The 25,835-nt window shown below is 63.1% G+C and carries 23 protein-coding genes; 9 read left to right on the plus strand and 14 right to left on the minus strand.

The window, feature by feature from the left end; genetic code table 11:
* Positions 1 to 16: 16 nt before the first annotated feature.
* Entirely contained in the window at positions 17 to 373 is a 357-nt protein-coding gene (queD, locus tag KU43P_RS18130) for a 6-carboxytetrahydropterin synthase QueD (protein ID WP_262154169.1), read from the plus strand.
* 111 nt (positions 374 to 484) lie between these two features.
* On the opposite strand, the gene KU43P_RS18135 is transcribed toward queD, so the two are convergent.
* Positions 485 to 964, minus strand: a complete 480-nt coding sequence (locus KU43P_RS18135; RefSeq protein ID WP_317658822.1) for a DUF1289 domain-containing protein — start codon at positions 962 to 964, stop codon at positions 485 to 487.
* A gap of 405 nt (positions 965 to 1,369) precedes the next feature.
* Between KU43P_RS18135 and acnB the strand changes: the two genes are divergently transcribed.
* On the plus strand, positions 1,370 to 3,979 hold the full coding sequence (gene acnB / locus KU43P_RS18140) for a bifunctional aconitate hydratase 2/2-methylisocitrate dehydratase (protein ID WP_317663858.1): 2,610 nt from the start codon (positions 1,370 to 1,372) through the stop codon (positions 3,977 to 3,979).
* A 157-nt stretch (positions 3,980 to 4,136) separates the two neighbouring features.
* Here the strand turns inward: acnB and prpD are convergent, their stop codons facing one another.
* From prpD to KU43P_RS18170, 6 genes are all read right to left on the minus strand, one after another.
* Positions 4,137 to 5,621, minus strand: a complete 1,485-nt coding sequence (gene prpD / locus KU43P_RS18145; RefSeq protein ID WP_317658823.1) for a 2-methylcitrate dehydratase — start codon at positions 5,619 to 5,621, stop codon at positions 4,137 to 4,139.
* Positions 5,622 to 5,789: 168 nt separating this feature from the next.
* Positions 5,790 to 6,980 (minus strand): 2-methylaconitate cis-trans isomerase PrpF, encoded by a 1,191-nt coding sequence (gene prpF / locus KU43P_RS18150; protein WP_317658824.1) that lies wholly within the window; start codon positions 6,978 to 6,980, stop codon positions 5,790 to 5,792.
* Between the two features lie 133 nt (positions 6,981 to 7,113).
* Positions 7,114 to 9,702, minus strand: coding sequence for a Fe/S-dependent 2-methylisocitrate dehydratase AcnD (gene acnD / locus KU43P_RS18155; protein ID WP_317663860.1), 2,589 nt, complete (start codon positions 9,700 to 9,702; stop codon positions 7,114 to 7,116).
* A gap of 166 nt (positions 9,703 to 9,868) precedes the next feature.
* Complete coding sequence (prpC, locus tag KU43P_RS18160) at positions 9,869 to 10,996, minus strand: 2-methylcitrate synthase (protein WP_317658825.1); 1,128 nt, start codon at positions 10,994 to 10,996, stop codon at positions 9,869 to 9,871.
* Between the two features lie 133 nt (positions 10,997 to 11,129).
* The gene (prpB, locus tag KU43P_RS18165) at positions 11,130 to 12,020 is read right to left on the minus strand and encodes a methylisocitrate lyase (RefSeq protein WP_317658826.1); all 891 of its coding nucleotides are present in this window, start codon (positions 12,018 to 12,020) and stop codon (positions 11,130 to 11,132) included.
* Positions 12,017 to 12,733 carry a GntR family transcriptional regulator gene (locus KU43P_RS18170; protein WP_317658827.1) on the minus strand — a complete coding sequence of 239 codons (717 nt, stop codon included), beginning with the start codon at positions 12,731 to 12,733 and terminating at the stop codon, positions 12,017 to 12,019. The genes prpB and KU43P_RS18170 overlap by 4 nt, the downstream gene beginning before the upstream one ends.
* A gap of 289 nt (positions 12,734 to 13,022) precedes the next feature.
* Between KU43P_RS18170 and KU43P_RS18175 the strand changes: the two genes are divergently transcribed.
* The 5 genes from KU43P_RS18175 to KU43P_RS18195 all read left to right on the plus strand — a co-directional run bounded on the left by KU43P_RS18175 (position 13,023) and on the right by KU43P_RS18195 (position 18,487).
* A complete protein-coding gene (locus tag KU43P_RS18175) occupies positions 13,023 to 13,559 on the plus strand; it encodes an ATP-dependent zinc protease (protein ID WP_317658828.1) in 537 nt (178 codons plus the stop codon).
* A gap of 5 nt (positions 13,560 to 13,564) precedes the next feature.
* Positions 13,565 to 15,100, plus strand: coding sequence for an inactive transglutaminase family protein (locus KU43P_RS18180; protein WP_317658829.1), 1,536 nt, complete (start codon positions 13,565 to 13,567; stop codon positions 15,098 to 15,100).
* The gene (locus KU43P_RS18185; protein ID WP_317658830.1) at positions 15,100 to 16,080 is read left to right on the plus strand and encodes an alpha-L-glutamate ligase-like protein; all 981 of its coding nucleotides are present in this window, start codon (positions 15,100 to 15,102) and stop codon (positions 16,078 to 16,080) included. Before KU43P_RS18180 ends, KU43P_RS18185 begins: the two co-directional genes overlap by 1 nt.
* 133 nt (positions 16,081 to 16,213) lie before the next feature.
* Entirely contained in the window at positions 16,214 to 17,557 is a 1,344-nt protein-coding gene (gene pabB / locus KU43P_RS18190) for an aminodeoxychorismate synthase component I (protein WP_317658831.1), read from the plus strand.
* 195 nt (positions 17,558 to 17,752) lie between these two features.
* Positions 17,753 to 18,487, plus strand: coding sequence for a phosphoadenylyl-sulfate reductase (locus KU43P_RS18195; RefSeq protein ID WP_317658832.1), 735 nt, complete (start codon positions 17,753 to 17,755; stop codon positions 18,485 to 18,487).
* 38 nt (positions 18,488 to 18,525) lie between these two features.
* Here KU43P_RS18195 and cysB read toward each other — a convergent pair whose 3' ends face one another.
* The 3 genes from cysB to KU43P_RS18210 all read right to left on the minus strand — a co-directional run bounded on the left by cysB (position 18,526) and on the right by KU43P_RS18210 (position 21,179).
* On the minus strand, positions 18,526 to 19,500 hold the full coding sequence (gene cysB / locus KU43P_RS18200; protein WP_176517672.1) for an HTH-type transcriptional regulator CysB: 975 nt from the start codon (positions 19,498 to 19,500) through the stop codon (positions 18,526 to 18,528).
* A 129-nt stretch (positions 19,501 to 19,629) separates the two neighbouring features.
* Positions 19,630 to 20,127 carry a universal stress protein gene (locus tag KU43P_RS18205; protein ID WP_317658834.1) on the minus strand — a complete coding sequence of 166 codons (498 nt, stop codon included), beginning with the start codon at positions 20,125 to 20,127 and terminating at the stop codon, positions 19,630 to 19,632.
* 104 nt (positions 20,128 to 20,231) lie between these two features.
* Positions 20,232 to 21,179 carry a putative 2-dehydropantoate 2-reductase gene (locus KU43P_RS18210; protein ID WP_317658835.1) on the minus strand — a complete coding sequence of 316 codons (948 nt, stop codon included), beginning with the start codon at positions 21,177 to 21,179 and terminating at the stop codon, positions 20,232 to 20,234.
* 303 nt (positions 21,180 to 21,482) lie between these two features.
* On the opposite strand from KU43P_RS18210, the gene KU43P_RS18215 reads away from it, so the two are divergent.
* Positions 21,483 to 22,559: a 3-deoxy-7-phosphoheptulonate synthase gene (locus tag KU43P_RS18215; RefSeq protein ID WP_317658836.1), complete on the plus strand. Its 1,077-nt coding sequence runs from the start codon at positions 21,483 to 21,485 to the stop codon at positions 22,557 to 22,559.
* A 65-nt stretch (positions 22,560 to 22,624) separates the two neighbouring features.
* Here KU43P_RS18215 and KU43P_RS18220 read toward each other — a convergent pair whose 3' ends face one another.
* Positions 22,625 to 22,906, minus strand: a complete 282-nt coding sequence (locus KU43P_RS18220; RefSeq protein WP_008095521.1) for a GNAT family N-acetyltransferase — start codon at positions 22,904 to 22,906, stop codon at positions 22,625 to 22,627.
* A gap of 506 nt (positions 22,907 to 23,412) precedes the next feature.
* Between KU43P_RS18220 and oprI the strand changes: the two genes are divergently transcribed.
* Positions 23,413 to 23,664, plus strand: a complete 252-nt coding sequence (gene oprI, locus KU43P_RS18225) for an outer membrane lipoprotei OprI (protein ID WP_003259780.1) — start codon at positions 23,413 to 23,415, stop codon at positions 23,662 to 23,664.
* A 132-nt stretch (positions 23,665 to 23,796) separates the two neighbouring features.
* Here the strand turns inward: oprI and KU43P_RS18230 are convergent, their stop codons facing one another.
* The 3 genes from KU43P_RS18230 to KU43P_RS18240 all read right to left on the minus strand — a co-directional run bounded on the left by KU43P_RS18230 (position 23,797) and on the right by KU43P_RS18240 (position 25,827).
* Positions 23,797 to 24,774: a L,D-transpeptidase family protein gene (locus tag KU43P_RS18230; RefSeq protein WP_317658838.1), complete on the minus strand. Its 978-nt coding sequence runs from the start codon at positions 24,772 to 24,774 to the stop codon at positions 23,797 to 23,799.
* Between the two features lie 107 nt (positions 24,775 to 24,881).
* Positions 24,882 to 25,163 (minus strand): hypothetical protein, encoded by a 282-nt coding sequence (locus KU43P_RS18235; RefSeq protein WP_317658839.1) that lies wholly within the window; start codon positions 25,161 to 25,163, stop codon positions 24,882 to 24,884.
* 58 nt (positions 25,164 to 25,221) lie between these two features.
* On the minus strand, positions 25,222 to 25,827 hold the full coding sequence (locus KU43P_RS18240; RefSeq protein ID WP_317658840.1) for an arylesterase: 606 nt from the start codon (positions 25,825 to 25,827) through the stop codon (positions 25,222 to 25,224).
* Between the last annotated feature and the right edge of the window lie 8 nt (positions 25,828 to 25,835).

The raw sequence follows: 25,835 nt of genomic DNA on the forward strand, positions 1-25,835 counted from the left end.
ACAGAGTTATGACAGCGTGGAAATCTTCAAGGAATTTACGTTCGAATCGGCCCACCGCCTGCCCAACGTCCCCGCCGGGCACAAGTGCGGCCGCCTGCATGGCCACTCGTTCAAGGTAGCGCTGCACCTGACCGGGCAGCTTGATCCGCACACGGGCTGGATCCGCGATTTTTCCGAAATCAAGGCGATCTTCAAGCCGCTCTACGAGCAGCTGGACCACAACTACCTGAACGACATTCCTGGCCTGGAGAACCCGACCAGCGAAGTGATCGCCAAATGGATCTGGGAGCAGGTCAAGCCATTGCTGCCTGAGCTGTCCAAGGTGCGGATTCACGAGACTTGCACCAGCGGGTGCGAATATACCGGCGACTGATCCGGCATCTTCACTGGGCCTATCGCGGATGAATCCGCTCCTACAGGGTCAGCATCGCCCTTGTAGGAGCGGATTCATCCGCGATAGCGCCAGCAGCCTCACCACACGGCCTCAACCCTGCCCATCCCCCACCGCATCACGCAGGAAACTCGGCGCGATGTAGCGCTGGTAATGCGCCTCGGAAAGCAAGAAAAACTCACGGTCGATGGCATCGCGCAGCTGCGGCAGCTCCCAGTCACGAAACTCGGGCAGCAACACCATCCCGTACGCCTCCAGGTCACGAATCATCCGCGCTCCGCGGGCAATCAGCTGGTACGCCCAGCAATACTCCGACTGCTGTTCTACGAAGCGGATCGAACGCTGCTGCAACTGCTGACGCAACAGGCCTTTGTCGAACACTTCCAGCTTGGCCATCATCACCTGTGCCAACAGCTGCTCCAGGCGCAGCCACACGGCGCGCTTCTGCTCTTCGTCGTAACCATTCCAGTGGATCACTTCATGGTGAAAACGCTTGCAGCCACGGCACACCGTGTCTCCGTACACCGTCGAGCAAAGGCCGACGCAAGGGGTCTTGATGGACTGGTTGGGCATGAAAAAACAACGGCTTGGCGGTGGAACACGCGCCCATGTTAGCCCTTTGTCTAACCAGGGTCACTCGTTAAAGTCTCCTGTACCGCCTTACCTTCCGGATTTTTTTGCCGTAGAATCATCCGGCCTTTTCAAAGGCAACAATGTCCGTTGGAAGCTGTTTTCAAAGCGTCACGAGCACAGTTAATCCGGTAGAACGGCGTTGGCCCGGGACATGCCCCTCGCATGCCCGTGCCAGCCCTCATCAGCTCCCCGTTCTGCAGGCGTAAAACTTTGAAAGCAGCTTCTGTAAGGATTCTCTGCGACCCTGGCTGGGCGGCCCAAAAAGCCGTTGTAGCGCATGGGTGCAGGGAATGCTGGATGAGCGTCCCGGACTCCCTTTAGGGACCACTGATGAGGGTAATAACTGTGCTTGAAGCCTACCGCAAACACATCGAAGAGCGTGCCGCCCTGGGTATCGTGCCCCAGCCGCTGAACGCCGAACAAACTGCAGGCCTGGTCGAGCTGCTGAAAAACCCGCCGGCCGGCGAAGAAGCCTTCCTCGTAGACCTGATCACCAACCGCGTTCCGCCAGGCGTGGACGAAGCTGCCTACGTCAAGGCTGCGTTCCTGTCTGCCGTCGCCAAGGGCGAAACCAAGTCGCCACTGATCGACCGCAAGCACGCCACCGAGCTGCTGGGCACCATGCAAGGCGGCTACAACATCGAGACGCTGGTCGCGCTGCTGGATGACGCCGAACTGGGCGCCGTCGCGGCCGAACAGCTCAAGCACACCCTGCTGATGTTCGATGCCTTCCACGACGTGGCCGAAAAAGCCAAGGCGGGCAACACCCACGCCAAGGCCGTGCTGGACTCCTGGGCTGCCGGCGAGTGGTTCACCTCGCGCCCGGCCATCGCCGACAAGTACACCCTGACCGTGTTCAAGGTGCCTGGCGAAACCAACACCGACGACCTGTCCCCTGCTCCGGACGCCTGGTCGCGCCCTGACATCCCGCTGCACGCCCTGGCCATGCTGAAAATGGCCCGCGACGGCATCGAGCCGCAGCAGCCAGGTTCGGTCGGCCCGCTGGCCCAGATCGAAGCGGTCAAGGCCAAGGGCTTCCCGGTCGCCTACGTCGGTGACGTGGTCGGTACCGGTTCCTCGCGCAAATCCGCTACCAACTCGGTGCTGTGGTTCTTCGGCGACGACATCCCGTACGTGCCGAACAAGCGCGCCGGTGGCTTCTGCTTCGGCACCAAGATCGCCCCGATCTTCTACAACACCATGGAAGACGCCGGCGCCCTGCCGATCGAATTCGACTGCACCAACCTGGCCATGGGCGACGTCATCGACGTTTACCCGTTCAAGGGTGAAGTACGCCGTCACGGCAGCGATGAGCTGGTCACCAGCTTCCAGCTGAAAACCGAAGTACTGTTGGATGAAGTCCGCGCTGGCGGTCGTATCCCGCTGATCGTCGGCCGTGGCCTGACCGAGAAAGCCCGTGCCGAACTGGGCCAGGGCCCATCGGACCTGTTCAAGAAGCCAGAGCAGCCTGCCGACAGCGGCAAGGGCTTCACCCTGGCGCAGAAGATGGTCGGCCGCGCCTGCGGTCTGCCAGAAGGCCAGGGCGTACGCCCAGGTGCCTACTGCGAACCGAAGATGACCACCGTCGGCTCCCAGGACACCACTGGCCCGATGACCCGCGACGAGCTGAAAGACCTGGCGTGCCTGGGCTTCTCCGCCGACCTGGTGATGCAGTCGTTCTGCCACACCGCGGCCTATCCGAAGCCGATCGACGTCAACACCCACCACACCCTGCCAGACTTCATCCGCACCCGTGGCGGCGTGTCGCTGCGTCCGGGCGACGGCATCATCCACAGCTGGCTGAACCGCATGCTGATGCCTGACACCGTGGGTACCGGTGGCGACTCGCACACCCGCTTCCCGATCGGTATCTCGTTCCCGGCCGGTTCCGGCCTGGTGGCCTTCGCCGCCGCCACCGGCGTCATGCCGCTGGACATGCCTGAGTCGATCCTGGTTCGTTTCAAGGGCAAGCTGCAGCCTGGCATCACCCTGCGTGACCTGGTGCATGCCATCCCTTACTACGCCATCCAGAAGGGCCTGCTGACCGTCGAGAAGAAAGGCAAGAAGAACGCCTTCTCCGGCCGCATCCTGGAAATCGAAGGCCTGGACGAACTGACCGTCGAGCAGGCTTTCGAGCTGTCCGACGCTTCGGCCGAGCGTTCCGCTGCCGGTTGCACCATCAAGCTGCCAGAGAAGGCCATTGCCGAGTACCTGACCTCCAACATCACCCTGCTGCGCTGGATGATCGGCGAAGGCTACGGCGATGCCCGTACCCTGGAGCGTCGCGCCCAGGCCATGGAAGCCTGGCTGGCCAAGCCTGAGCTGCTGTCGGCCGACGCCGATGCCGAATACGCCGAAATCATCGAAATCGACCTGGCCGACGTCAAGGAGCCTGTGCTCTGCGCGCCGAACGACCCGGACGATGCCCGCCTGCTGTCCTCGGTACAGGGCGAGAAGATCGACGAAGTGTTCATCGGTTCGTGCATGACCAACATCGGCCACTTCCGTGCCGCCGGCAAGCTGCTGGACAAGGTCAAGGGTGGCATTCCTACCCGTCTGTGGCTGGCTCCGCCAACCAAGATGGACGCCCACCAGCTGACCGAAGAAGGCTACTACGGCATCTACGGCAAGGCCGGTGCGCGCATGGAAATGCCAGGCTGCTCGCTGTGCATGGGTAACCAGGCACGTGTGCAGACCGGTTCGACCGTGGTCTCCACCTCGACCCGTAACTTCCCGAACCGCCTGGGCGACGCGACCAACGTGTACCTGGCATCGGCAGAGCTGGCCGCTGTCGCTTCGATCATCGGCAAGCTGCCGACCGTTGAAGAGTACATGCAGTACGCGAAAGACATCGACAGCATGGCTGCCGACGTCTACCGCTACCTGAGCTTCGACCAGATCGCCGAGTTCCGCGAAGCGGCTGCCAACGCCAAGATCCCAGTGGTCCAGGCGTAAGCTGAGCTGTAAGGTGTAAAGAAAACCCCGGTAGAGATGCCGGGGTTTTTTTATGGCCCTTTCGGGCCCTATCGCCGGCAAGCCGGCTCCCACAGGTACGGCGTTGCGCCAAACCTGTGGGAGCTGGCTTGCCGGCGATAGGGCCGGTGAAGCCAGCCTAGATCACAAACAGATCCACAAACCTGTGCACTGGCGTGCCCTCCAGCGCCTGCTGGTCCTTGCACAAGGCAAAAATCGCCTCACACCGCTGCCGCGCAAACCGTGTCGCCAGGTTCTCCCGGAACTTCGCCTCCAGCAACGGTATCCCCTCCTCCCGCCGACGCCGGTGCCCCAGCGGGTATTCCACTACCACCTGCTCGGTACTGCTCCCATCCTTGAAAAACACCTGCAACGCGTTGGCAATCGAACGCTTGTCCGGCTCCAGGTATTCGCGGCTGAATCGCGGATCTTCCACCACCTCCATTTTCTCGCGCAGCCGATCGATGCTCGGGTGCGCGGCGTGGAAGGCATCTTCGTAATCCTCGGCTTCCAGGCGCCCGAAGATCAACGGCACCGCCACCATGTACTGCAGGCAGTGATCGCGGTCGGCAGCATTGGCCAGCGGGCCCACCTTGGAGATGATGCGGATCGCCGACTCCTGGGTGGTGATCACGATCCGGTCGATTTCATGCAGGCGATTGCGCACCTGCCGGTGCAGCATCAGCGCCGCCTCGCAGGCGGTCTGGGCGTGAAATTCGGCGGGGAAGCTGATCTTGAACAGCACGTTTTCCATCACGTAGCTGGCCAAGGGCTGCGGCAGGCTCAACGCCTGCTGAGCGGCAGGCTTGAGCGCCAGATCCTTGTTGGTGTGGCTGAACGACACATCATAAAAGCCCCATTGCGGCGCCGTCAGCACCCCCGGCACGCCCATCTCGCCACGCAAGGCGATATCAGCCAGGCGCACACCACGGCTGGAGGCGTCCCCGGCGGCCCATGACTTGCGCGAGCCGGCGTTGGGCGCATGGCGATAGGTGCGCAAGGCCTGGCCGTCGACAAATGCATGGGACAGCGCCGAAAGCAGTTGCTCGCGATTGGCCCCCATCAGCTTGGCGCACACTGCAGTGGACGCGACCTTCACCAGGATGACGTGGTCCAGGCCGACACGGTTGAACGCGTTCTCCAGCGCCAGCACACCCTGGATCTCGTGGGCCATGACCATGGCTTCGAGCACTTCGCGCATCTTCAGCGGGGCTTCGCCGTTGGCCCCGTGCTTCTGTGACAGGTGATCAGCCACCGCCAGGATGCCACCGAGGTTGTCCGAAGGGTGGGCCCACTCCGCCGCCAGCCAGGTGTCGTTGTAATCCAGCCAGCGCACGGTGCAGCCGATGTCCCAGGCCGCCTTGACCGGGTCCAGGCGATAGGCGGTGCCGGGCACACGGGCACCGTTGGGGACCACGGTACCTTCGACGATCGGGCCAAGGTGTTTGGTGCATTCGGGGAAGCGCAGGGCAAGCAGGCCGCAGCCGAGGGTGTCGATCAGGCAGTTGCGTGCGGTGTCCAGCGCCTCGGGGGATTCGACCCGGTAGGTGAGGACGTAGTCAGCGAGGGTTTGCAACACCCGGTCGTAGTCCGGGCGGTCATTGAGGTCCGAGTTGGCGCTCATCTTCTGCTCCTGTGAATGGGGGCTGCCTTGCAGCCCATCGCCGGCAAGCCGGCTCCCACAGGAGGAGTGCTGCGCCCTTGAAACAGGCGCTGCACCCGTGGGAGCTGGCTTGCCGGCGATGGGCCGCAGAGCGGCCCCAGTCATCGAAAGCCGAGCGCCAGTGGTGCATCAGAAGCTGTCGCCAGGCACCCTCACCCAGCCTTCCATCAGCACGCGAGCACTGCGGCTCATGATTGCCTTGGTCACCGTCCACTCGCCATTCACCTGACGCGCCTCGGCTCCCACGCGCAGGGTGCCGGACGGATGCCCGAAGCGCACGGCGCTGCGCTCGCCCCCGCCAGCGGCGAGGTTGACCAGGGTGCCAGGAATGGCAGCGGCGGTACCGATCGCCACCGCGGCAGTGCCCATCATTGCGTGGTGCAGCTTGCCCATGGACAGCGCACGCACCAGCAGGTCGATGTCACTTGCTGCGACAGCCTTGCCACTGGACGCAGTGTAGGTGCTTGGCGGCGCAACGAAAGCGACCTTGGGCGTGTGCTGACGCCCGGCAGCGTGGTCGACGTTCTCGATCAGGCCCATGCGCACCGCGCCATAGGCGCGGATCGTCTCGAAACGCAGCAGCGCCTGCGGATCACCATTGATGGCGTCCTGCAACTCGGTACCGGTGTAGCCGATATCGGCGGCGTTGACGAAGATGGTCGGGATGCCGGCATTGATCAGCGTGACCTTGAAGCAACCGACACCTGGCACGTCCAGCTCGTCCACCAGGTTACCGGTGGGGAACATGGCGCCACCGTCACCGTCTTCATCGGCAGCCGGATCGAGGAACTCGAGCTGCACTTCGGCCGCCGGGAAGGTGACACCGTCGAGTTCGAAATCGCCGGTTTCCTGCACTTCACCTTCGCTCATCGGCACGTGGGCGATGATGGTCTTGCCGATATTGGCCTGCCAGATGCGCACGGTGGCGATGCCGTTGCGCGGAAGGCGCGCCGGGTCGACCAGGCCGCTGCTGATGGCGTAGGAACCGACAGCGGCGGACAGGTTGCCGCAGTTGCCGCTCCAGTCGACGAAAGCCTTGTCGATCGAGACCTGGCCGAACAGGTAGTCGACATCGTGGTCGGGCTTGCTGCCGGGCGAGAGGATCACGGTCTTGCTGGTGCTCGACGTGGCGCCGCCCATGCCGTCGATCTGCTTGCCGTAAGGATCCGGGCTGCCGATCACCCGCAGCAGCAGGGCATCACGGGCCGGGCCAGGAACCTGGGCGGATTCGGGAAGGTCTTGCAGGCGGAAGAACACGCCCTTGCTGGTGCCGCCACGGATGTAGGTGGCAGGGACTTTGATCTGGGGTACATGTGGCATTGGCTGTGTCCTGTCTTGAAGGTAAGTCGCCGCTGGGGGCGCCATGCGCCCTATCGCCGGCAAGCCGGCTCCCACCGGGATGGTGTGGGAGCCGGCTTGCCGGCGATAGGGCTGCACAGCAGCCCCCTACTGCTTAAGCCGAAGCTTCGAGGAAGTCCTGGGCAAAGCGCTGCAGCACCCCACCCGCCTCGTAGATCGACACTTCCTCGGCGGTATCCAGGCGGCAGGTCACCGGCACCTCGATGCGCTCACCGTTGGCGCGCGTGACCACCAGGGTCAGGGTCGCACGCGGGGTACGCGCACCCAGCACATCGTAGGTTTCGCTGCCATCCAGCCCCAGGGTCTTGCGGTCGGTACCTGGCTTGAACTCCAGCGGCAGCACGCCCATGCCCACCAGGTTGGTGCGGTGGATACGCTCGAAGCCTTCGGCAACGATCGCCTCGACACCGGCCAAGCGCACACCCTTGGCCGCCCAGTCACGCGACGAGCCCTGGCCATAGTCGGCACCGGCCACGATGATCAGCGGCTGCTTGCGCTCCATGTAGGTCTCGATGGCTTCCCACATGCGGGTCACCTTGCCTTCCGGCTCGATGCGCGCCAGCGAGCCCTGCTTCACGCTGCCATCTTCCTTGCGCACCATTTCGTTGAACAGCTTGGGGTTGGCGAAGGTGGCGCGCTGGGCGGTCAGGTGATCGCCGCGGTGGGTGGCGTAGGAGTTGAAGTCCTCTTCCGGCAGGCCCATTTTCGCCAAGTATTCACCCGCCGCGCTGTCCATCATGATGGCGTTGGACGGCGACAGGTGGTCGGTAGTGATGTTGTCCGGCAGCACCGCCAGTGGGCGCATGCCGCGCAGGCTGCGCTCACCGGCCAGGGCGCCTTCCCAGTACGGCGGGCGGCGGATGTAGGTGCTCATCGGGCGCCAGTCATACAGCGGCGCCACTTTCGGGCCTCGGTCTTCCTCGATGGCGAACATCGGGATGTAGACCTTGCGGAACTGCTCCGGCTTGACCGCCGCACGCACCACCGCGTCGATCTCTTCGTCGCTCGGCCAGATGTCCTTGAGGCGGATTTCCTTGCCGTCGATCACGCCCAGCACATCCTTCTCGATGTCGAAGCGGATGGTGCCGGCAATGGCGTAGGCCACCACCAGCGGCGGCGAGGCAAGGAAGGCCTGCTTGGCGTAAGGGTGGATACGCCCGTCGAAGTTGCGGTTGCCCGACAGCACGGCGGTGGCGTACAGGTCGCGGTCGATGATCTCCTGCTGGATTACCGGGTCCAGGGCACCGGACATGCCGTTGCAGGTGGTGCAGGCGAAGGCGACGATGCCGAAGCCCAGTTGCTCCAGCTCCTTCTCCAGGCCCGCCTCTTCCAGGTACAGCTGCACGGCCTTGGAGCCGGGCGCCAGCGACGACTTGACCCACGGTTTGCGGCCCAGGCCCAGCTTGTTGGCGTTGCGCGCCAGCAAGCCTGCGGCAATCACGTTGCGCGGGTTGCTGGTGTTGGTGCAACTGGTGATGGCCGCGATGATCACTGCGCCGTCCGGCATCTGCCCCGGCACCTCCTCCCAGGCGCCGGCGATACCTTTGGCCGCCAGGTCGCTGGTAGCGACGCGGGCGTGCGGGTTGGACGGGCCGGCCATGTTGCGCACCACGCTCGACAGGTCGAAGTGCAGCACGCGCTCGTATTCGGCCTTGGCCAGGCTGTCAGCCCACAGGCCGGTGGCCTTGGCGTAGGTTTCCACCAGCTTGACCTGCTGCTCTTCGCGGCCGGTCAGCTTGAGGTAGTCGATGGTTTGCTGATCGATGGCGAACATCGCAGCGGTGGCGCCGTATTCCGGGGCCATGTTGGAGATGGTCGCGCGGTCGCCCAGGGTCAGGGCGCGCGCACCCTCACCGTAGAATTCGAGGTAGGCACCCACCACCTTCTGCTTGCGCAGGAACTCGGTCAGGGCCAGCACCAGGTCGGTGGCGGTGATGTTCGGGGCCAGCTTGCCGCCGAGCTCGACACCGACGATTTCCGGCAGGCGCATCCACGAGGCGCGGCCGAGCATGACGTTTTCGGCTTCCAGGCCACCGACACCGATGGCGATCACGCCCAGGGCATCCACGTGCGGGGTGTGGCTGTCGGTGCCGACGCAGGTATCCGGGTAGGCCACGCCGCGGTCGTTGTGGATCACCGGCGACATTTTCTCCAGGTTGATCTGGTGCATGATGCCGTTGCCGGGCTGGATCACGTCGACGTTCTTGAACGCCTTCTTGGTCCAGTTGATGAAATGGAAGCGGTCTTCGTTGCGGCGGTCTTCGATGGCGCGGTTCTTCTCGAACGCCTGCGGGTCGTAGCCGCCACACTCGACGGCCAGCGAGTGGTCGACGATCAGTTGCACCGGCACCACCGGGTTGACCTGGGCGGGGTCGCCACCTTTGTCGGCGATGGCGTCACGCAGGCCAGCAAGGTCGACCAGGGCGGTCTGGCCGAGGATGTCATGGCACACCACGCGGGCCGGGAACCAGGGGAAGTCGAGGTCGCGCTTGCGCTCGATCAGCTGGCTCAGCGAGGCGTCGAGGGTGGCCGGGTCACAGCGGCGCACCAGGTTTTCGGCGAGCACGCGGGAGGTGTAGGGCAGGCCATCGTACGCGCCGGGCTTGATCGCCTCGACCGCGGCGCGGGCGTCGAAATAGTCCAGGTCGGTGCCTGGAAGGTTCTTGCGGTAGGTGGTATTCATATCGTTATCAGGCTCGGTCACGGTGCGGTCGTGGAATTTATGGCCCTGGGTGCCAGCGGCGCCCTCATCGCCGGCAATCCGGCTCCCACAGGGGTGTACAGGCGCTGTACCTGTGGGAGCCGGCTTGCCGGCAATGAGGCCAGCACAGCCAGCCCCATTGTTCGACTCAGCGCTGCTCGATCGGCACGAACTGGCGCTGTTCGACGCCGACATACTCGGCGCTCGGGCGAATGATGCGGTTGTTGGCGCGCTGCTCGAACACGTGCGCAGCCCAGCCGGTCAGGCGCGAGCAGACGAAGATCGGGGTGAACAGCTTGGTCGGGATACCCATGAAGTGGTATGCCGATGCATGATAGAAGTCGGCGTTGGGGAACAGGCGTTTCTGCTCCCACATGGTCTTGTCGATGGCCTCGGAGACCGGGTACAAGACCTTGTCACCCACCTCGTCGGCGAGCTGCTTCGACCAGCCCTTGATCACCTCGTTGCGCGGGTCGGACTCTTTGTAGATGGCATGGCCGAAGCCCATGATCTTGTCCTTGCGCTCGAGCATGCGCAGCAGCTCGGCGGTAGCTTCCTGCGGGCTCTGGAAGCGTTCGATCAGCTCCATCGCTGCCTCGTTGGCACCGCCGTGCAGCGGGCCGCGCAGCGAGCCGATGGCAGCGGTAACGCACGAATACAGGTCGGACAGGGTCGAGGCGCAGACGCGCGCGGTGAAGGTGGAGGCGTTGAACTCGTGCTCTGCATAGAGGATCAGCGACACGTTCATCACCTTCACGTGCAGTGCGCTCGGCTTCTTGCCGTGCAGCAGGTGCAGGAAGTGGCCGCCGAGGGTGTCTTCGTCACTGGTGCAGTCGATGCGCACGCCATGGTGGCTGAAGCGGTACCAGTAGCACATCACCGCCGGGAACAGCGCCAGCAGGCGGTCGGTCTTCTCACGCTGGGCTTCGAAGGTCAGCTCCGGCTCCAGGGTGCCGAGCACCGAGCAGCCGGTGCGCATCACGTCCATCGGGTGGGCATCACGCGGGATGCGCTCGAGCACTTCCTTCAGTGCCTGGGGCAGGTCGCGCAGGCCCTTGAGCTTGCGCTTGTAGTCAGCCAGCTCGGCCTGGGTCGGCAGCTCGCCGTACAACAGCAGGTAGGCCACTTCCTCGAATTCGGCCCCGGCCGCCAGGTCGCGGACGTCGTAGCCACGGTAGGTCAGGCCGGCACCGGCCTGGCCAACGGTCGACAGCGCGGTCTGGCCGGCCACCTGGCCGCGCAGGCCTGCGCCACTGAGTACTTTTGCTTCGGCCATGGTGTTTCTCCTTTCTTGAATTTGTTATGGAATCTTTTCTGGCTGATTCGAAGGTGTTGCTGCCGGCCCTATCGCCGGCAAGCCGGCTCCCACACCGAGCGGTTGTGTCGCGCCTGTGGGAACCGGCACAGGCTCAACCTTTCTTCTGCGCGAACAATGCATCCAGGCTCTGCTCGAAGGCGTGGTAGCCAATGGCATCGTAGAGCTCCATGCGGGTCTGCATGGTGTCGATCACATTCTTCTGGGTGCCGTCACGGCGCAGCGCGGTGTACACATTCTCGGCCGCCTTGTTCATGGCACGGAACGCCGACAGCGGGTACAGCACCAGCGACACATCGACCTCGCCCAGCTCCTGGGTGGTGTACAGCGGCGTGGCTCCGAACTCGGTGATGTTGGCCAGGATCGGCGCCTTCACCCGGTCGGCGAAGGTCTTGTACATCGCAAGCTCGGTGATGGCTTCCGGGAAGACCATGTCGGCACCGGCTTCGACGCAGGCAGCGGCACGGTCCAGTGCAGCGTTCAGGCCTTCCACGGCCAGGGCGTCGGTACGCGCCATGATCACGAAGCTGTCATCGGTGCGGGCATCCACCGCCGCCTTGATGCGGTCGACCATCTCCTGCTGGGAAACGATCTCCTTGTTCGGCCGGTGGCCACAGCGCTTGGCGCCCACCTGGTCCTCGATGTGAATGGCAGCAGCGCCGAACTTGATCATCGAGCGCACGGTACGGGCCACGTTGAAGGCCGAGGCACCGAAGCCGGTGTCGACATCCACCAGCAGCGGCAGGTCGCAGACATCGGTGATGCGCCGCACGTCGGTCAGCACGTCGTCCAGGCCGGTGATGCCAAGGTCCGGCAGGCCCAGGGAGCCTGCGGCAACACCGCCGCCGGAGAGGTAGATGGCCTTGAAACCGGCGCGCTTGGCCAGCAGGGCGTGGTTGGCGTTGATCGCGCCGACCACTTGCAGCGGATGTTCGGCGGCAACGGCGTCGCGGAAACGCTGACCGGGGGTGCTCTTCACAGTCATTTCTCACCTCGTGGGCTGTTGTTGTGGGCGTCCAGATAGTGACGCTCGATGTTGCGCTTGGACGCGCCGATGTGGCGGCGCATCAGGAGTTCTGCCAGCTCGCCGTCACGGTCGGCGATGGCATCGAGAATGCGGTGGTGTTCGGCAAAGGCCTGGCGCGGCCGATTGGGCGTGGCGGAGAACTGGATGCGGTACATGCGCACTAGTTGGTACAGCTCGCCGCAGAGCATCTTGACCAGGGTCTGGTTGCCGCTGCCTTGAATGATTCGGTAGTGGAAGTCGTAGTCGCCTTCCTGTTGGTAGTAGCCCTGCCCGGCCTGGAACGCGGCATCGCGCTCGTGGGTGTCGAGTACCCGGCGCAGCTCGTCGATGTCGGCCTGGCTCATGCGCTCGGCGGCCAGGCGGCAGGCCATGCCTTCGAGCGACTCGCGAATTTCGTAGAGCTCGATCAGCTCGGCATGGTTGAGCGACACCACCCGCGCCCCGACATGCGGCACCCGCACCAGCAGACGTTGACCCTCCAGGCGGTGAATGGCCTCGCGCAGCGGGCCGCGGCTGATGCCATAGGTGCGTGCCAGCTCAGGCTCGGAGATCTTGCTGCCCGGGGCGATGTCGCCTTTGACGATAGCGGCCTGGATGCGCCGGAATACATTCTCGGACAAGGTTTCCGTTTCGTCTGACGCTGCAGGGCTGGGGGTGGTGAGGTCCAGCATATTGTCGACACCTTGCTAATCACTTTGGCAGAAACTAGCGAATCGAGCGCCTGGAGTCAAAGACAAAATGAATATTGTCGACAATCGTCTAAGAACGAACTTACCCCTCCCCCGCGCTGTCAGATCGCGACGCGCTGGCGTCAAGACATCGTCGTGATAGAATGCCGCGCCTCCGAAGTATGGATAGCGTGTTTGTCATCAATTCATGTTGTTGACAGTTAATGAGGAAGCTTGCGCAGCAGTTGCCAGTCGCCTTGCCCCGAACCCTGCACAGCACCGCGCCAGGATTATGAGACTTACACCCGTTTTATTGCTGTTATGCCTCACCCTGCTGCCGGCCCTAGGCCAGGCGGCGGGCAAGACCGTGTACGGTCTGAACGAATACGCGCGCCTGGGCGATCTCGACCTGGAAGTGGCCGCCAAGCTGGACACCGGTGCCAAGACCGCATCGCTGAGCGCCCGCGACATCAAGCGTTTCAAGCGCAACGGCGAGAGCTGGGTGCGTTTCTACCTGGCCATCGACGCCGCCCACTCGCACCCGATCGAGCGCCCACTGGCCCGGGTCAGCAAGATCAAGCGCCGTGCCGGCGACTATGATGCGGAGTCAGGCAAGGCCTACACCGCTCGCCCGGTCATCGAACTCGACATCTGCATGGGCCAGGCCCTGCGCACCATCGAAGTCAACCTCACCGACCGCAGCGCGTTCCAGTTCCCGCTGCTGATCGGCTCCGAGGCGCTCAAGCACTTCGACGCGCTGGTCGACCCAAGCCTTAAATACGCGGCCGGCAAACCTGCCTGTGCCACCGACGCTCCCAAAGCAGAGTAATCCCGATGCGCTCTCTTACCCTCCATCTGAAAGTCCTGATCACCGTACTGGTGCTGCTCGGCGTGGCGGTCACGGCTTATCAGATCTTCTTCCTCGGCATCCCGGTGACCGAGGATGAAACCGACGACCTGTGGAACATCGACGCCAAGGTCGAATTCGTCGCCAGCACCAAAGACCCGGTCAAGGTGCAGATGTTCGTGCCGCCGCTGAACCGCGACTATGTCAGCCTCAACGAGAGCTTCATCTCCAACAACTACGGGGTCAGCGTCAACCGCGCCGATGGCAACCGCAAGGTGACCTGGTCCGCCCGTCGCGCCAGCGGCAACCAGACGCTCTACTACCGCCTGGTGCTGACCAAGCGCTACAGCAACGAAAAGACCACCATCAAGGGCCCGACCTTCCGTGACAGCCTGGCCGTCGAGGGCCCCGAGAAGATCGCCGCCGAAGCCCTGATGGCACCGATCCGCCAACACTCGGCCGACGTCGAGACCTTCGTCAGCGAAACCATCAAGCGGGTCAACAACCTCAACGACGACAACGTCAAGCTGCTGCTGGCCGGCGATACTTCGGCCATGAAGAAAGCCCAGGTCATCGACCTGCTGCTGTCCATCGCCCACGTGCCGATGGAGAAGGTGCACACCATCCGCCTGGTTGCCGACACTCCGCAAACCCCTGAACTGTGGTTGCGCAGCTTCAACGGCAACGACTGGCTGTACTTCAACCCGGATACCGGCGAACAGGGCCTGCCGAGCGACCGCCTGTTGTGGTGGACCGGTGACGACAACCTGATCACCGTCGATGGCGGCAAGAAGGCCAACGTCACCTTCAGCATGAACAACAGCGAGATGAACGCCATCCGCCTGGCCAAGCTGACCGACGAGAACACCGACGCCGACTTCCTCGAGTACTCGCTGTACGGCCTGCCGCTGCAGACCCAGCAGACCTTCATGATCATGGTGATGATCCCGATCGGCGTACTGGTGATCCTGGTGCTGCGCAACCTGATCGGCATCCAGACCCTCGGCACCTTCACCCCGGTGCTGATCGCCCTGGCCTTCCGCGAGACCCAGCTAGGGTTCGGTATCGTGCTGTTCACGGTGATCACCGCGCTGGGCCTGTCACTGCGTTCGTACCTGGAGCATCTGAAACTGCAGATGCTGCCGCGCCTGTCGGTGGTGCTGACCTTCGTCGTGGTACTGATTGCCGCCATCAGCCTGTTCAGCCACAAGCTGGGCCTGGAACGCGGCCTGTCGGTGGCACTGTTCCCGATGGTGATCCTGACCATGACCATCGAGCGCCTGTCGATCACCTGGGAAGAGCGCGGTGGCGGCCATGCCATGAAAGTGGCCATCGGCACCCTTTTTGCCGCGTCGCTTGCGCACCTGCTGATGATGGTGCCGGAGCTGGTCTACTTCGTCTTCACCTTCCCGGCGGTTCTGCTGATCCTGGTGGGCTTCATGCTGGCAATGGGTCGCTACCGCGGCTACCGCCTGACCGAGCTCGTTCGCTTCAAGGCATTCGTGAAGAAGGCTGACGCCTGATGTTTGGCCTGATCAAGACGTGGAAAGCCCTGGAGGCCCGGGGCATCATGGGTATCAACCGCCGCAACGCGGATTATGTGCTGAAGTACAACAAGCGCAGCCTGTACCCGATCGTCGACGACAAGATCATCACCAAGGAGCGCGCGCTCGCCGCCGGCATCCACGTGCCGGAGATGTACGGCATCATCGAGACCGAAAAGGAAATCGAAAAGCTCGACGAGATCATCGGCGGGCGCAACGACTTCGTCATCAAGCCGGCGCAGGGCGCCGGCGGTGATGGCATCCTGGTGATCGCCGACCGTTTCGAGGATCGCTACCGCACGGTATCGGGCAAGATCATCAGCCACGAGGAGATCGAACACCAGATTTCGAGCATCCTCACCGGCCTCTACTCGCTGGGCGGGCACCGCGACCGCGCGTTGATCGAGTATCGGGTGACGCCAGACCAGATCTTCAAGAGCATCAGCTATGAAGGCGTGCCGGACATCCGCATCATCGTGCTGATGGGTTACCCGGTCATGGCCATGCTGCGCCTGCCGACCCGCCAGTCAGGCGGCAAGGCCAACCTGCACCAGGGCGCCATCGGCGTGGGTGTGGACCTGGCCACCGGCATGACCCTGCGTGGCACCTGGCTGAACAACATCATCAGCAAGCACCCGGACACCACCAATGCGGTGGACGGCGTGCAGCTGCCGAACTGGGACGGCTTCATGAAGCTTGCAGCCGGCTGCTACGAGCTGTGCGGCCTGGGCTATATCGGCGTGGACATGGTGCTGGACCAGGACAAGGGGCCGCTGATTCTCGAGCTCAACGCGCGGCCCGGCCTGAACATCCAGATTGCCAACGACACCGGCCTGACCCAGCGCACCCATGCCATCGAGGCGCACATCGAAGCCCTGGCCAAGCAAGGCATCAGCGAAGATGCAGAGCAGCGTGTGCGGGTGACCCAGGACCTGTTCGGCCACGTGCGACCACGCTGACCCACGGCGCCCAATCGCCAGCAAGCCGGCGATTGGGCGCAACCCGAAGGTTTAATGTCGCGCCCAACGCTAGGCGCTTTTCCTACACAGGTCTACAATCGCCCTCCTCGCTTTTACATCGCCGTCCACTCTGATGCCGACCTGTACGCTTCACCCCCTGCCCTACCAGTCCGACCCCGCCGCCTACTTTGCCCGCTTGCGACAAGCGCCCGGCGCGATCCTACTCGACAGCGCCCGCCCCGGCGCCGAACGCGGCCGCTTCGACCTGCTCAGCGCGTGGCCACAGCGCCACCTGCAAGCCCAGCCCGATGAACACGGCCGCACCTTCCTGCAGCGCCTGCGCGCAAGCTTGGCCGAACTGGGCCAGGCACAGCTTCCCGACGGTGTCGAACTGCCGTTTGCCGGCGGCCTGATCGGTTACCTGAGCTATGACTTCGGTCGCCGACTGGAGCACCTGCCAAGCCAGGCCATCGATGACCTCGGCCTGCCGGACGCACAACTGGGCCTGTACGCCTGGGCCCTGATCACCGACCATCGGCTCGGCAGCAGCCAGTTGGTATTCCACCCGAGCCTGGCCTGTGCAGAGCGCCAGCGCCTGATCGCCTTGTTCGAAGCTGATGACAACACGGCATGTGGCGACTTCCAGCTGCTCGCCCCCATGCGAGGGGATCTGCAGCCCGAGCAATACCAGGCCGCCTTCGATCGCGTACAGCAGTACATCCAGGCCGGCGACTGCTACCAGATCAACCTCACTCAACGCTTTCGCGCCCCTTGCCAAGGTGACCCGTGGCGCGCCTACCAGGCGCTACGCAAGGCCTGCCCGACCCCCTTCTCCGGCTACCAGCAACTGGCCGACGGCAGCGCGCTACTGAGCTTTTCCCCGGAGCGCTTCATCCGCGTCAACCAGGGCCAGGTCGAAACCCGCCCGATCAAGGGCACTCGCCCGCGCTCGGCCGATCCGCTCGAAGATACGCGCAATGCCGAGGAGCTGCGCCACAGCCCAAAGGACCGCTCGGAAAACCTGATGATCGTCGATCTGCTGCGCAACGACCTGGGGCGCACTTGCGAGATCGGCACGGTCAAGGTGCCCGAGCTGTTCAGCCTGGAGAGCTACCCCAACGTGCACCATCTGGTCAGCAGCATCACCGGCCAGCTGGCCGCCAGCAAGGATGCCCTGGACCTGATCGGCGACAGCTTCCCCGGTGGCTCGATCACCGGCGCGCCGAAGATCCGTGCCATGCAGATCATCGACGAACTCGAGCCGTCCCGTCGTGCGTTGTATTGCGGGTCGCTGCTGTACGCGGATGTGCGTGGCGAGATGGACAGCTCCATCGCCATTCGCAGCCTGTTGGTCAAAGATGGCCAAGTCAGCTGCTGGGGCGGCGGCGCCGTGGTGGCCGACTCCGACTGGCGGGCGGAATACGAAGAATCGATCGCCAAGGTGCGGGTGCTGATGCAGACCTTGCAGAGGCTGTAATCGGACGGTCGCCTGTAATGGCCCTGTCGCCGGCAAGCCGGCTTCCACAAAGAGCACCTGTGGGAGCCGGCTTGCCGGCGACAGGGCCATTACAGGCGCTGCAAAGCCCCAAGGCAGCACGTCTACCCTGCCATTTTTTGTTACCATCAACCCACTACGAGCGCACAGCGCCACAGCCAAGATGGAAACCGCCTGATGAGCCAACCCTTCGACGTCGCCGCCCTGGCCGCGACCTATGCCAACAAGTCCCCGCAGGAGATTCTCAAGCTCGCCTTCGAACATTTCGGCGACGACCTGTGGATCTCCTTCAGCGGCGCCGAGGATGTGGTGCTGGTCGACATGGCCTGGAAGCTGAACAAGCAGGTCAAGGTGTTCAGCCTCGACACCGGGCGCCTGCACCCTGAGACCTACCGCTTCATCGACCAGGTTCGCGAGCAGTACAACCTGCCGATCGAGATTCTCAGCCCGGACCGCGCCAAGCTCGACCCGTTCGTCAAGGAAAAGGGCCTGTTCAGCTTCTACAAGGACGGCCATGGCGAATGCTGCGGCATCCGCAAGATCGAACCGCTGCGCCGCAAGCTCGCCACTGTCAACGCCTGGGCCACCGGCCAGCGTCGCGATCAGAGCCCGGGCACCCGCAGCCAGGTGGCGGCGCTGGAGATTGACGGTGCCTTCTCCACCCCGGAGCGCACGCTATACAAGTTCAACCCGCTGGCGCAGATGACCAGCGCGGAAGTGTGGGGCTACATCCGCATGCTCGAACTGCCGTACAACAGCCTGCACGAGCGCGGCTTCATCAGCATCGGTTGCGAGCCGTGCACCCGCCCGGTGCTGCCGAACCAGCACGAGCGCGAAGGCCGCTGGTGGTGGGAAGAGTCGACCCAGAAGGAATGCGGGCTGCACGCCGGCAACCTGATCAGCAAGGCATAAATAGCTGGGGCCGCAAAGCGGCCCCATGCATTCCCAGATCAGTGCACCGGCAGCTCAACACCTTCAAACAGCTCTTCGAGCTCTTGCTTGTTATGGCACTGAATCGCCTTGGCCATTACTTCGCGGGTCAGGTGCGGTGCGAACTTCTCGATGAAGTCGCACATGAAGCCGCGCAGGAAGGTGCCACGGCGGAAGCCGATCTTGGTGATGCTCGCCTCGAACAGCTCGCTGGCATCCAGTGCCACCAGGTCGCTGTCGAGCTTGCTGTCGACTGCCATGCCGGCCACGATGCCCACGCCCAGGCCCAGGCGCACGTAAGTCTTGATCACGTCGGCGTCGGCGGCGGTGAACACCACCTTCGGCGTCAGGCCGCGGTGGTTGAAGGCCTCGTCCAGTTTCGAACGGCCGGTGAAACCGAACACGTAGGTCACGATCGGATACTCGGCCACCGCTTCCAGGGTCAGCTTCGGCAGCTTGGCCAGCGGGTGCCCCTGGGGCACGACCACGCAACGGTTCCACTTGTAGCACGGCATCATGATCAGGTCGCCGAACAGCTCCAGCGCCTCGGTGGCAATGGCGAAATCGACGGTGCCATCGGCCGCCATTTCGGCGATCTGCATGGGCGAACCCTGGTGCATGTGCAGGGCCACTTCCGGGTATTGCTTGATGAAGCTGCTGATAACCGGCGGCAACGCATAGCGTGCCTGGGTATGGGTCGTGGCGATGGACAGCGTACCCTTCTTCTCGTTGGAGAATTCCTGGGCGATCTGCTTGATGCTCTCGACCTTGCGCAGGATTTCGCCCGCGGTATTGATGATGCGCTCGCCGGCCGGGGTGACGCGGGTCAGGTGCTTGCCGCTGCGGGCAAAGACTTCAACACCGAGTTCATCTTCGAGCAGGCGGATCTGCTTGCTGATGCCCGGCTGCGAGGTGTACAGACTTTGCGCCGTCGCGGAGACGTTGAGGTCATGGTGCGCCACTTCCCAGATGTAGCGCAGTTGTTGAAGCTTCATAGGTTTCCCTCGAATCAGCGGTAAGTCAGCGGCAGCAGGCAGCGACGAGATATAACTATATTAGTGGTTCTCGAAATAAAACTAGAACTATTTTGTTACACGCTACTCCGAAATAGCCTGCTGCCAGACTCACACTTTCCTACGCCCGAGGTGCTGCGAGAGCGGCACCATATACACCGGAACCGGCGACAGTTGCAGCAGCCTGACCGCCGTGCGCCCCAGTGGCACGTCCACCCCGGCACCTGCGCTGTGGCTGCCGAAGATCAGCAGATCGACACTCAGCCGCTGCGCCTGATCGAGGATCACCTGGGCCGGGTCCCCCTGGCGCACCCGCACCGCCTTGATCACGGCCAGGTCGGCGTCCTCACCCAGCTCATCACGAAAATTCTCCAGCACCCGCTGCTCGATGTTGGCCATCACCGTGTTCACGCCCTCGCTGTGCAGCTCATCCAGCGTCTGCTCGTCGAGGTAGCTTTGCAGCAGGGATTCGGCGAACTGGCCCATGGGCTCCACGGCATGGATCACGTACAACTCCGCACCAAAGGTGCGGGCCAGGGCCAAGGCATGCTGCATGACGAACGGGGCGTAGACACCGAGGTCGGTGGCGTACAGCATGGAGCGGATCATTCGACCTCCTCGACTGCCGTTGCGGCAGAGCAAGCTTCAGCTTAGCAGCGTGCCGCTCGCTCGCTTTGCCGTCCGGCGCGCTGCTGCCGCGGGTTGCAGCGGTATCAGCCGGTGCGGTTGGCGCGGTCGATGAATGCCAGCGTCTGGTAGAGCACATGCATGCGCGGCAGGCTGCAACCGGCGGCGCGCGCCTGGGCCAGAGGCTCGGCATAGATTGCCTGCAGCTCCAGTGGGCGTTTCCCCGCGTGATCGTGGTACATGCTGGGCCAGTAGTCGGGCATCTGCTCGGTGATCCGGAACAGGTGATCGGCGTATCCCACCGGCAGCACATGGCCACAGGCTGCAGCCCCCTGCACCACCTCCGACATCAACGCTTGGATCAGTTCGCGGCTGTCGGCATCGGCCATCAACGGCGTGGTGCTGGCACCCAGCAGCACGGAAAGGCCGTTGTAGGGCACGTTCCACACCAGCTTCTGCCAGCGCGCCTGGGCCAGATCGGGCATGGCCTGGGAATCGATGCCCGCAGCATGGAACAACCCGGCGCCTTCCTCGACAATGGCCTTGCCCCCATCGCTGGCGGGCCCGCTGTGATAGCCCAGGTTGACCGCCCCCAGCGCCTGGTGACGGATCTCGCCGGGCCCTTGGCGATAGACGCAGATAAAGCACAAGCCACCCAGCAGGTGCAGGTTGCTGGGCAAGGCAGGACGCAACTGCTCCTCCACTCCCAGGCCATTCTGCAGCAGCACCACCTTGGCGTCGGCTGCGGCGGCCTGGACGATCAGCGGCGCCAGCTCGGTATTGCTGGTCGCCTTGGCGCCCACCAGCAACCAGTCGCACGGCGGCATGTCGGCAGCGTTGGCATAGGCCTGCACCGGCATCTGCAAGGCACCATGCACGGCGCTGTCCAGCTTCAGGCCGTGCTCGCGGACCACGGCATATTCGCTGCGCAAGAGGAAATGCACGTCGAAACCGGCGCGCGCCAGCATCAACCCATAAAAGCCTCCGATGGCGCCACTGCCGATGATGCCGATGCGCGGTTTACGAGGGGCCATGCTGATCTCCTGATTAAGGTCGGTGGGCTTTTTTACACCGGGCCGTTGGTGCTTGTCTTGGTTTCTCGGGCGTTGCGGGTACCGAGCGGCGCCCGCGCGGCGCATCGCGGATAAATCCGCTCCTACATGGGTTGCAACGCGCCATTGTCTGTTTGGCCATGGTTGTACGCCCTGGCACACGCCTTGCCCATTGTCGCAACCCTTGTAACGCGCTAAGGTTCGGCTCCCCGCTGCGAACATTCTTGCTGCTGGGCCGCACGGGGATTGCTGGCGGCCGGCACCCGTGACCTGACGAGTAACACGATGGCTGATTTACCGATCGATGACCTTAACGTTGCCTCCAACGAGACCTTGATCACCCCCGATCAGCTCAAGAAGGAAATCCCCCTCAGCGCCAAGGCCCTGCAGACCGTGACTGCCGGGCGCCAAGTGGTGCGCAACATTCTTGACGGCAAGGACCATCGCCTGTTCGTGGTGGTCGGCCCTTGCTCGATCCACGACATCAAGGCGGCGCACGAATATGCCGATCGCCTGAAGGTGCTGGCCGAGGAAGTGTCCGACACGCTGTACCTGGTCATGCGCGTGTACTTCGAGAAGCCGCGTACCACCGTCGGCTGGAAAGGCCTGATCAACGACCCGTACCTGGATGACTCGTTCAAGATCCAGGACGGCCTGCACATCGGCCGCCAACTGCTGCTGGACCTGGCCGAAAAAGGCCTGCCGACCGCCACCGAAGCGCTCGACCCGATTTCCCCGCAGTACCTGCAGGACCTGATCAGCTGGTCGGCCATCGGCGCCCGCACCACCGAATCCCAGACCCACCGTGAAATGGCCTCGGGCCTTTCTTCGGCAGTCGGCTTCAAGAACGGCACCGATGGCGGCCTGACCGTGGCGATCAACGCCCTGCAGTCGGTGTCCAAGCCTCACCGCTTCCTGGGCATCAACCAGGAAGGCGGCGTGTCCATCGTCACCACCAAGGGCAACCCGTACGGCCATGTGGTGCTGCGCGGCGGCAACGGCAAGCCGAACTACGACTCGGTCAGCGTCGCCCTGTGCGAGCAGGATCTGGCCAAGGCCAAGATCAAGCCCAACATCATGGTCGACTGCAGCCACGCCAACTCCAACAAGGATCCGGCACTGCAGCCATTGGTGATGGAGAACGTCGCCAACCAGATCCTCGAAGGCAACCAGTCGATCATCGGCCTGATGGTCGAAAGCCACCTGAACTGGGGCTGCCAGTCGATTCCGAAGAATCTGGACGAACTGCAGTACGGCGTTTCGATCACCGATGCCTGCATCGACTGGTCGGCCACCGAAAAAACCCTGCGCAGCATGCACGCCAAGCTCAAGGATGTACTGCCAAAGCGTCAGCGCGGCTAATAAAAAAGCAGGGCCGCTTCACCCCCATCGCCTGGGGGTGAAGCGGCCCTGCTTTTTTTAATGCGTCAGGCCTTGCTCGAATGGCGCTGCTGGCGCTCCATGTAGCGCTCCACATACGAGCAGGACGGAATCACCGTGTAACCCATCTGATCAGCGTACTCCAGGGCCTTCTCGGTCAGTGCGGCAGCGATGCCGCGGCCGCGCAGGGCGTTGGGCACGAAGGTGCGATAGATGTCCAGCGTCTGCTTTCCCAAGTCCATGTACGTCAGGTAGGCACGATGACCGTCCACGTTGGTCTCGAACTGATGACCGGCCTGGTCATGGTGGATGGTCAGCGCTTCACTCATCACTACTCCTCGCAGGTCTTTTCGGCAGACCCTTACCTTAACCGATGGTGGTTTATCCGGCGGAGGAACCTCTACGCCACCTCTTGCCCCTTGGACCGCACGCCCATTGCAATGGTTCTGCCGGCCGGGCCCCCAAATAGTAGGCGCGGCACCCGCTATTGCTCAAGCTGCTAGCGCTTAAAAAGTAGCAGACCGGCGCCTTGCAGGTGACGCCCTGCCTGGCCCGCAACAGCAGCCGGATGTTCTAGGGGTTAAGACGACGAGGGACAGTTAAAGTCACCGTTAGTTCACAAAAAAGTTCCTGTTCTACAATCGCTTGCGGCCGCTACACGGTTTTTTCACAAAACCTCTGCAAATCTTGTCGGCCACCCCTAGAGCAACATTTTTTTTGCAGTTCTTGCGCTCAGTCAGTTTACTTACTACAAGTAATGGGTACTATGTACGCCGGCCAGTTTCTCTTTTCCGAGAGATGGCTATTTAATAGAAAGTCCTTGAAGGGGAACACGATGAACAACGTTCTGAAATTCTCTGCTCTGGCTCTGGCCGCAGTTCTGGCTACCGGTTGCAGCAGCGTATCTAAAGAAACCGAAGCTCGTCTGACTGCGACTGAAGACGCAGCAGCTCGCGCTCAAGCCCGTGCCGATGAAGCCTACCGTAAGGCTGATGACGCTCTGGCAGCCGCTCAGAAGGCTCAGCAGACCGCTGACGAAGCCAACGAGCGCGCTCTGCGTATGCTGGACAAAGCCAGCCGCAAGTAATAATCCTCACGGATTGTTGAGAAGCCGACCCACTTGTGGGTCGGCTTTTTTATTGCCTCGGCAAACGCACCGAACGGATAGCAAAAGGCCTGGCCCAGACGTTTAGCCTGGGGCCAGGCCCTCGAGTTCACGCTACTGCAGCTCTGGCGGAATGCTCGATACCATGGGTGCAGCGCCCTGGTTTGTAACCGGTACGGCGATCTCCACCGGCATGCCATCTTCTGCGGCAACCACATCACGCACCATGTCCCAGTTCATGCGCAGGTTGTTGGCCAGGTCTTCACGCTTGAGCAGTGCGTTGATCACCGCCGTATGCTTGTCGACCACCGACGGGTTGCCGTGATCGTCCAACGGCGTGTGCGCCTCCAGATAAACCTTGCCACCACTGATGCCGAACTTGTACGGCTCGTTGATGATACGCACCGGAGTTCCCACCGGCACCATCTTCGACAGTTCGAGAACGTTGTTGTTGAGCATCCGGAAGCAACCATGGCTGGTACGCATGCCAATACCGAACTTCTTGTTCGAACCATGGATCAGGTAACCCGGCACCCCCAGGGTGAACTTGAACGGACCCAGCGGGTTGTCCGGGCCGGCCGGCACCACAGTGGGCAGGATGTCACCGTCGGCCGCATGCTCGGCACGGATCGAAGCGGGCGGCGTCCAGGTCGGGTTCGGGGTTTTGGCGGTGATCTTGGTGCTGGCGACAGGCGAACCCCAACCTTCACGACCGATGCCCAGCGGGAAGGTATGCACCACGTTCTGCCCTTTCGGGAAGTAGTACAGGCGGTATTCGGCCAGGTTGATGACGATGCCTTCACGCGGGCCCGGCGGCAGGATGTAGCGGGTCGGCAGGATGATTTCGGTACCCGCACCCGGCAACCATGGGTCGACACCCGGGTTGGCGGCGATCATTTCCAGGTAGCCGAGGTCATTGGCGGTGCCGATGTCGGCGAAGGTGTCCTCGTACTTGGCCTTGATCACCTGTACCTGGCCAACGATGTCTTCACCGGGTGGCGGCAGGGGCAGCTCCAACGCAACGGCAGGGCCTGCTACCAGCAGGGCGGCCAGGGTCAGGCATCGGGTGACGGCGGGAAAGCGCGGCAACATCCGGTAAATCCTTCGAAAGGTGGGTCAAGACCAACGATTGTACACCCGCCCTGATGCAAGCGGGAGGCATCGGCGGCCTACCAAGCGTTTCAGATGATGAAAGGCGTTCAGAGTTCCGGCCAGATGGGGCGCATGCCGCGCCGCTGGGCATCGAGAATCGCCCGGCACAGGTCGCACAAGCGATTGTCGCGGTAGATCGAGCGTGGCACGCCCGACCAGCGTGGCTGAGCCGGCAGCAGGCCACCACACAGCGTGCGATCGACCGGCACGCCCAGCTCGAGCTGGCGGGCCACCAGGTGGACGCGAATTTCCTGGCAAGCGAACAGGTCGAGCTGCTCATCGGGCTCGATCAGTTGGTAGGCAAACAAGGACCAGGCAGGGCGCGGCATCGGGGGCTCTCGAAACGGGGGGCGCAACATTAGCCGAAAGCCGGCCCCGTTTAAAGCGTCACAACAAGGGTTTTATCGCCGGCCAGGCATTTTCCAGCAAGCGTTGCTGGGCCCCTTGCGCCGGGTGGATGCCATCGGCCTGCATCAGCTCCGGTACACCGCCCACGCCTTCGAGGAAGAACGGCACCAGTGGCACCTGTTTTTCCGTCGCCAGCTGCTCATACACCTTGGCGAACGCCGTGGTGTAGCGCACGCCATAATTGGGGGGCAGGCGCATGCCCAGCAACAGCACCTTGGCACCCGCCGCCCGCGAACGCTCGATCATCGAAGCAAGATTTTGTTGCAATTGCTCTGGCGGTTGCCCGCGAAGGCCATCGTTGCCGCCTAGCTCCAGCACCACCAGGCTCGGCTTGTGCGCTGCAAGCAGCGCCGGCAGGCGCGCCTGGCCACCCGCGCTGGTATCGCCACTGATAGACGCATTGACCACCTGATCGTCGAAACCTTCGTCCTTGAGCCGGGTCTGCAACAGAGAGACCCAGCCCTGACGGGTATCCAGGCCAAAACCGGCGCTGATACTATCGCCGACAACCAGCAGTGTTCCCGCCACCGCGCTCTGGGCCAGGCAACACAAGGCCAGACCGGCACTCAACCACCACACTCGCATCGGATTCT

This window comes from Pseudomonas sp. KU43P, from assembly GCF_033095865.1.
Lineage (GTDB): Bacteria > Pseudomonadota > Gammaproteobacteria > Pseudomonadales > Pseudomonadaceae > Aquipseudomonas.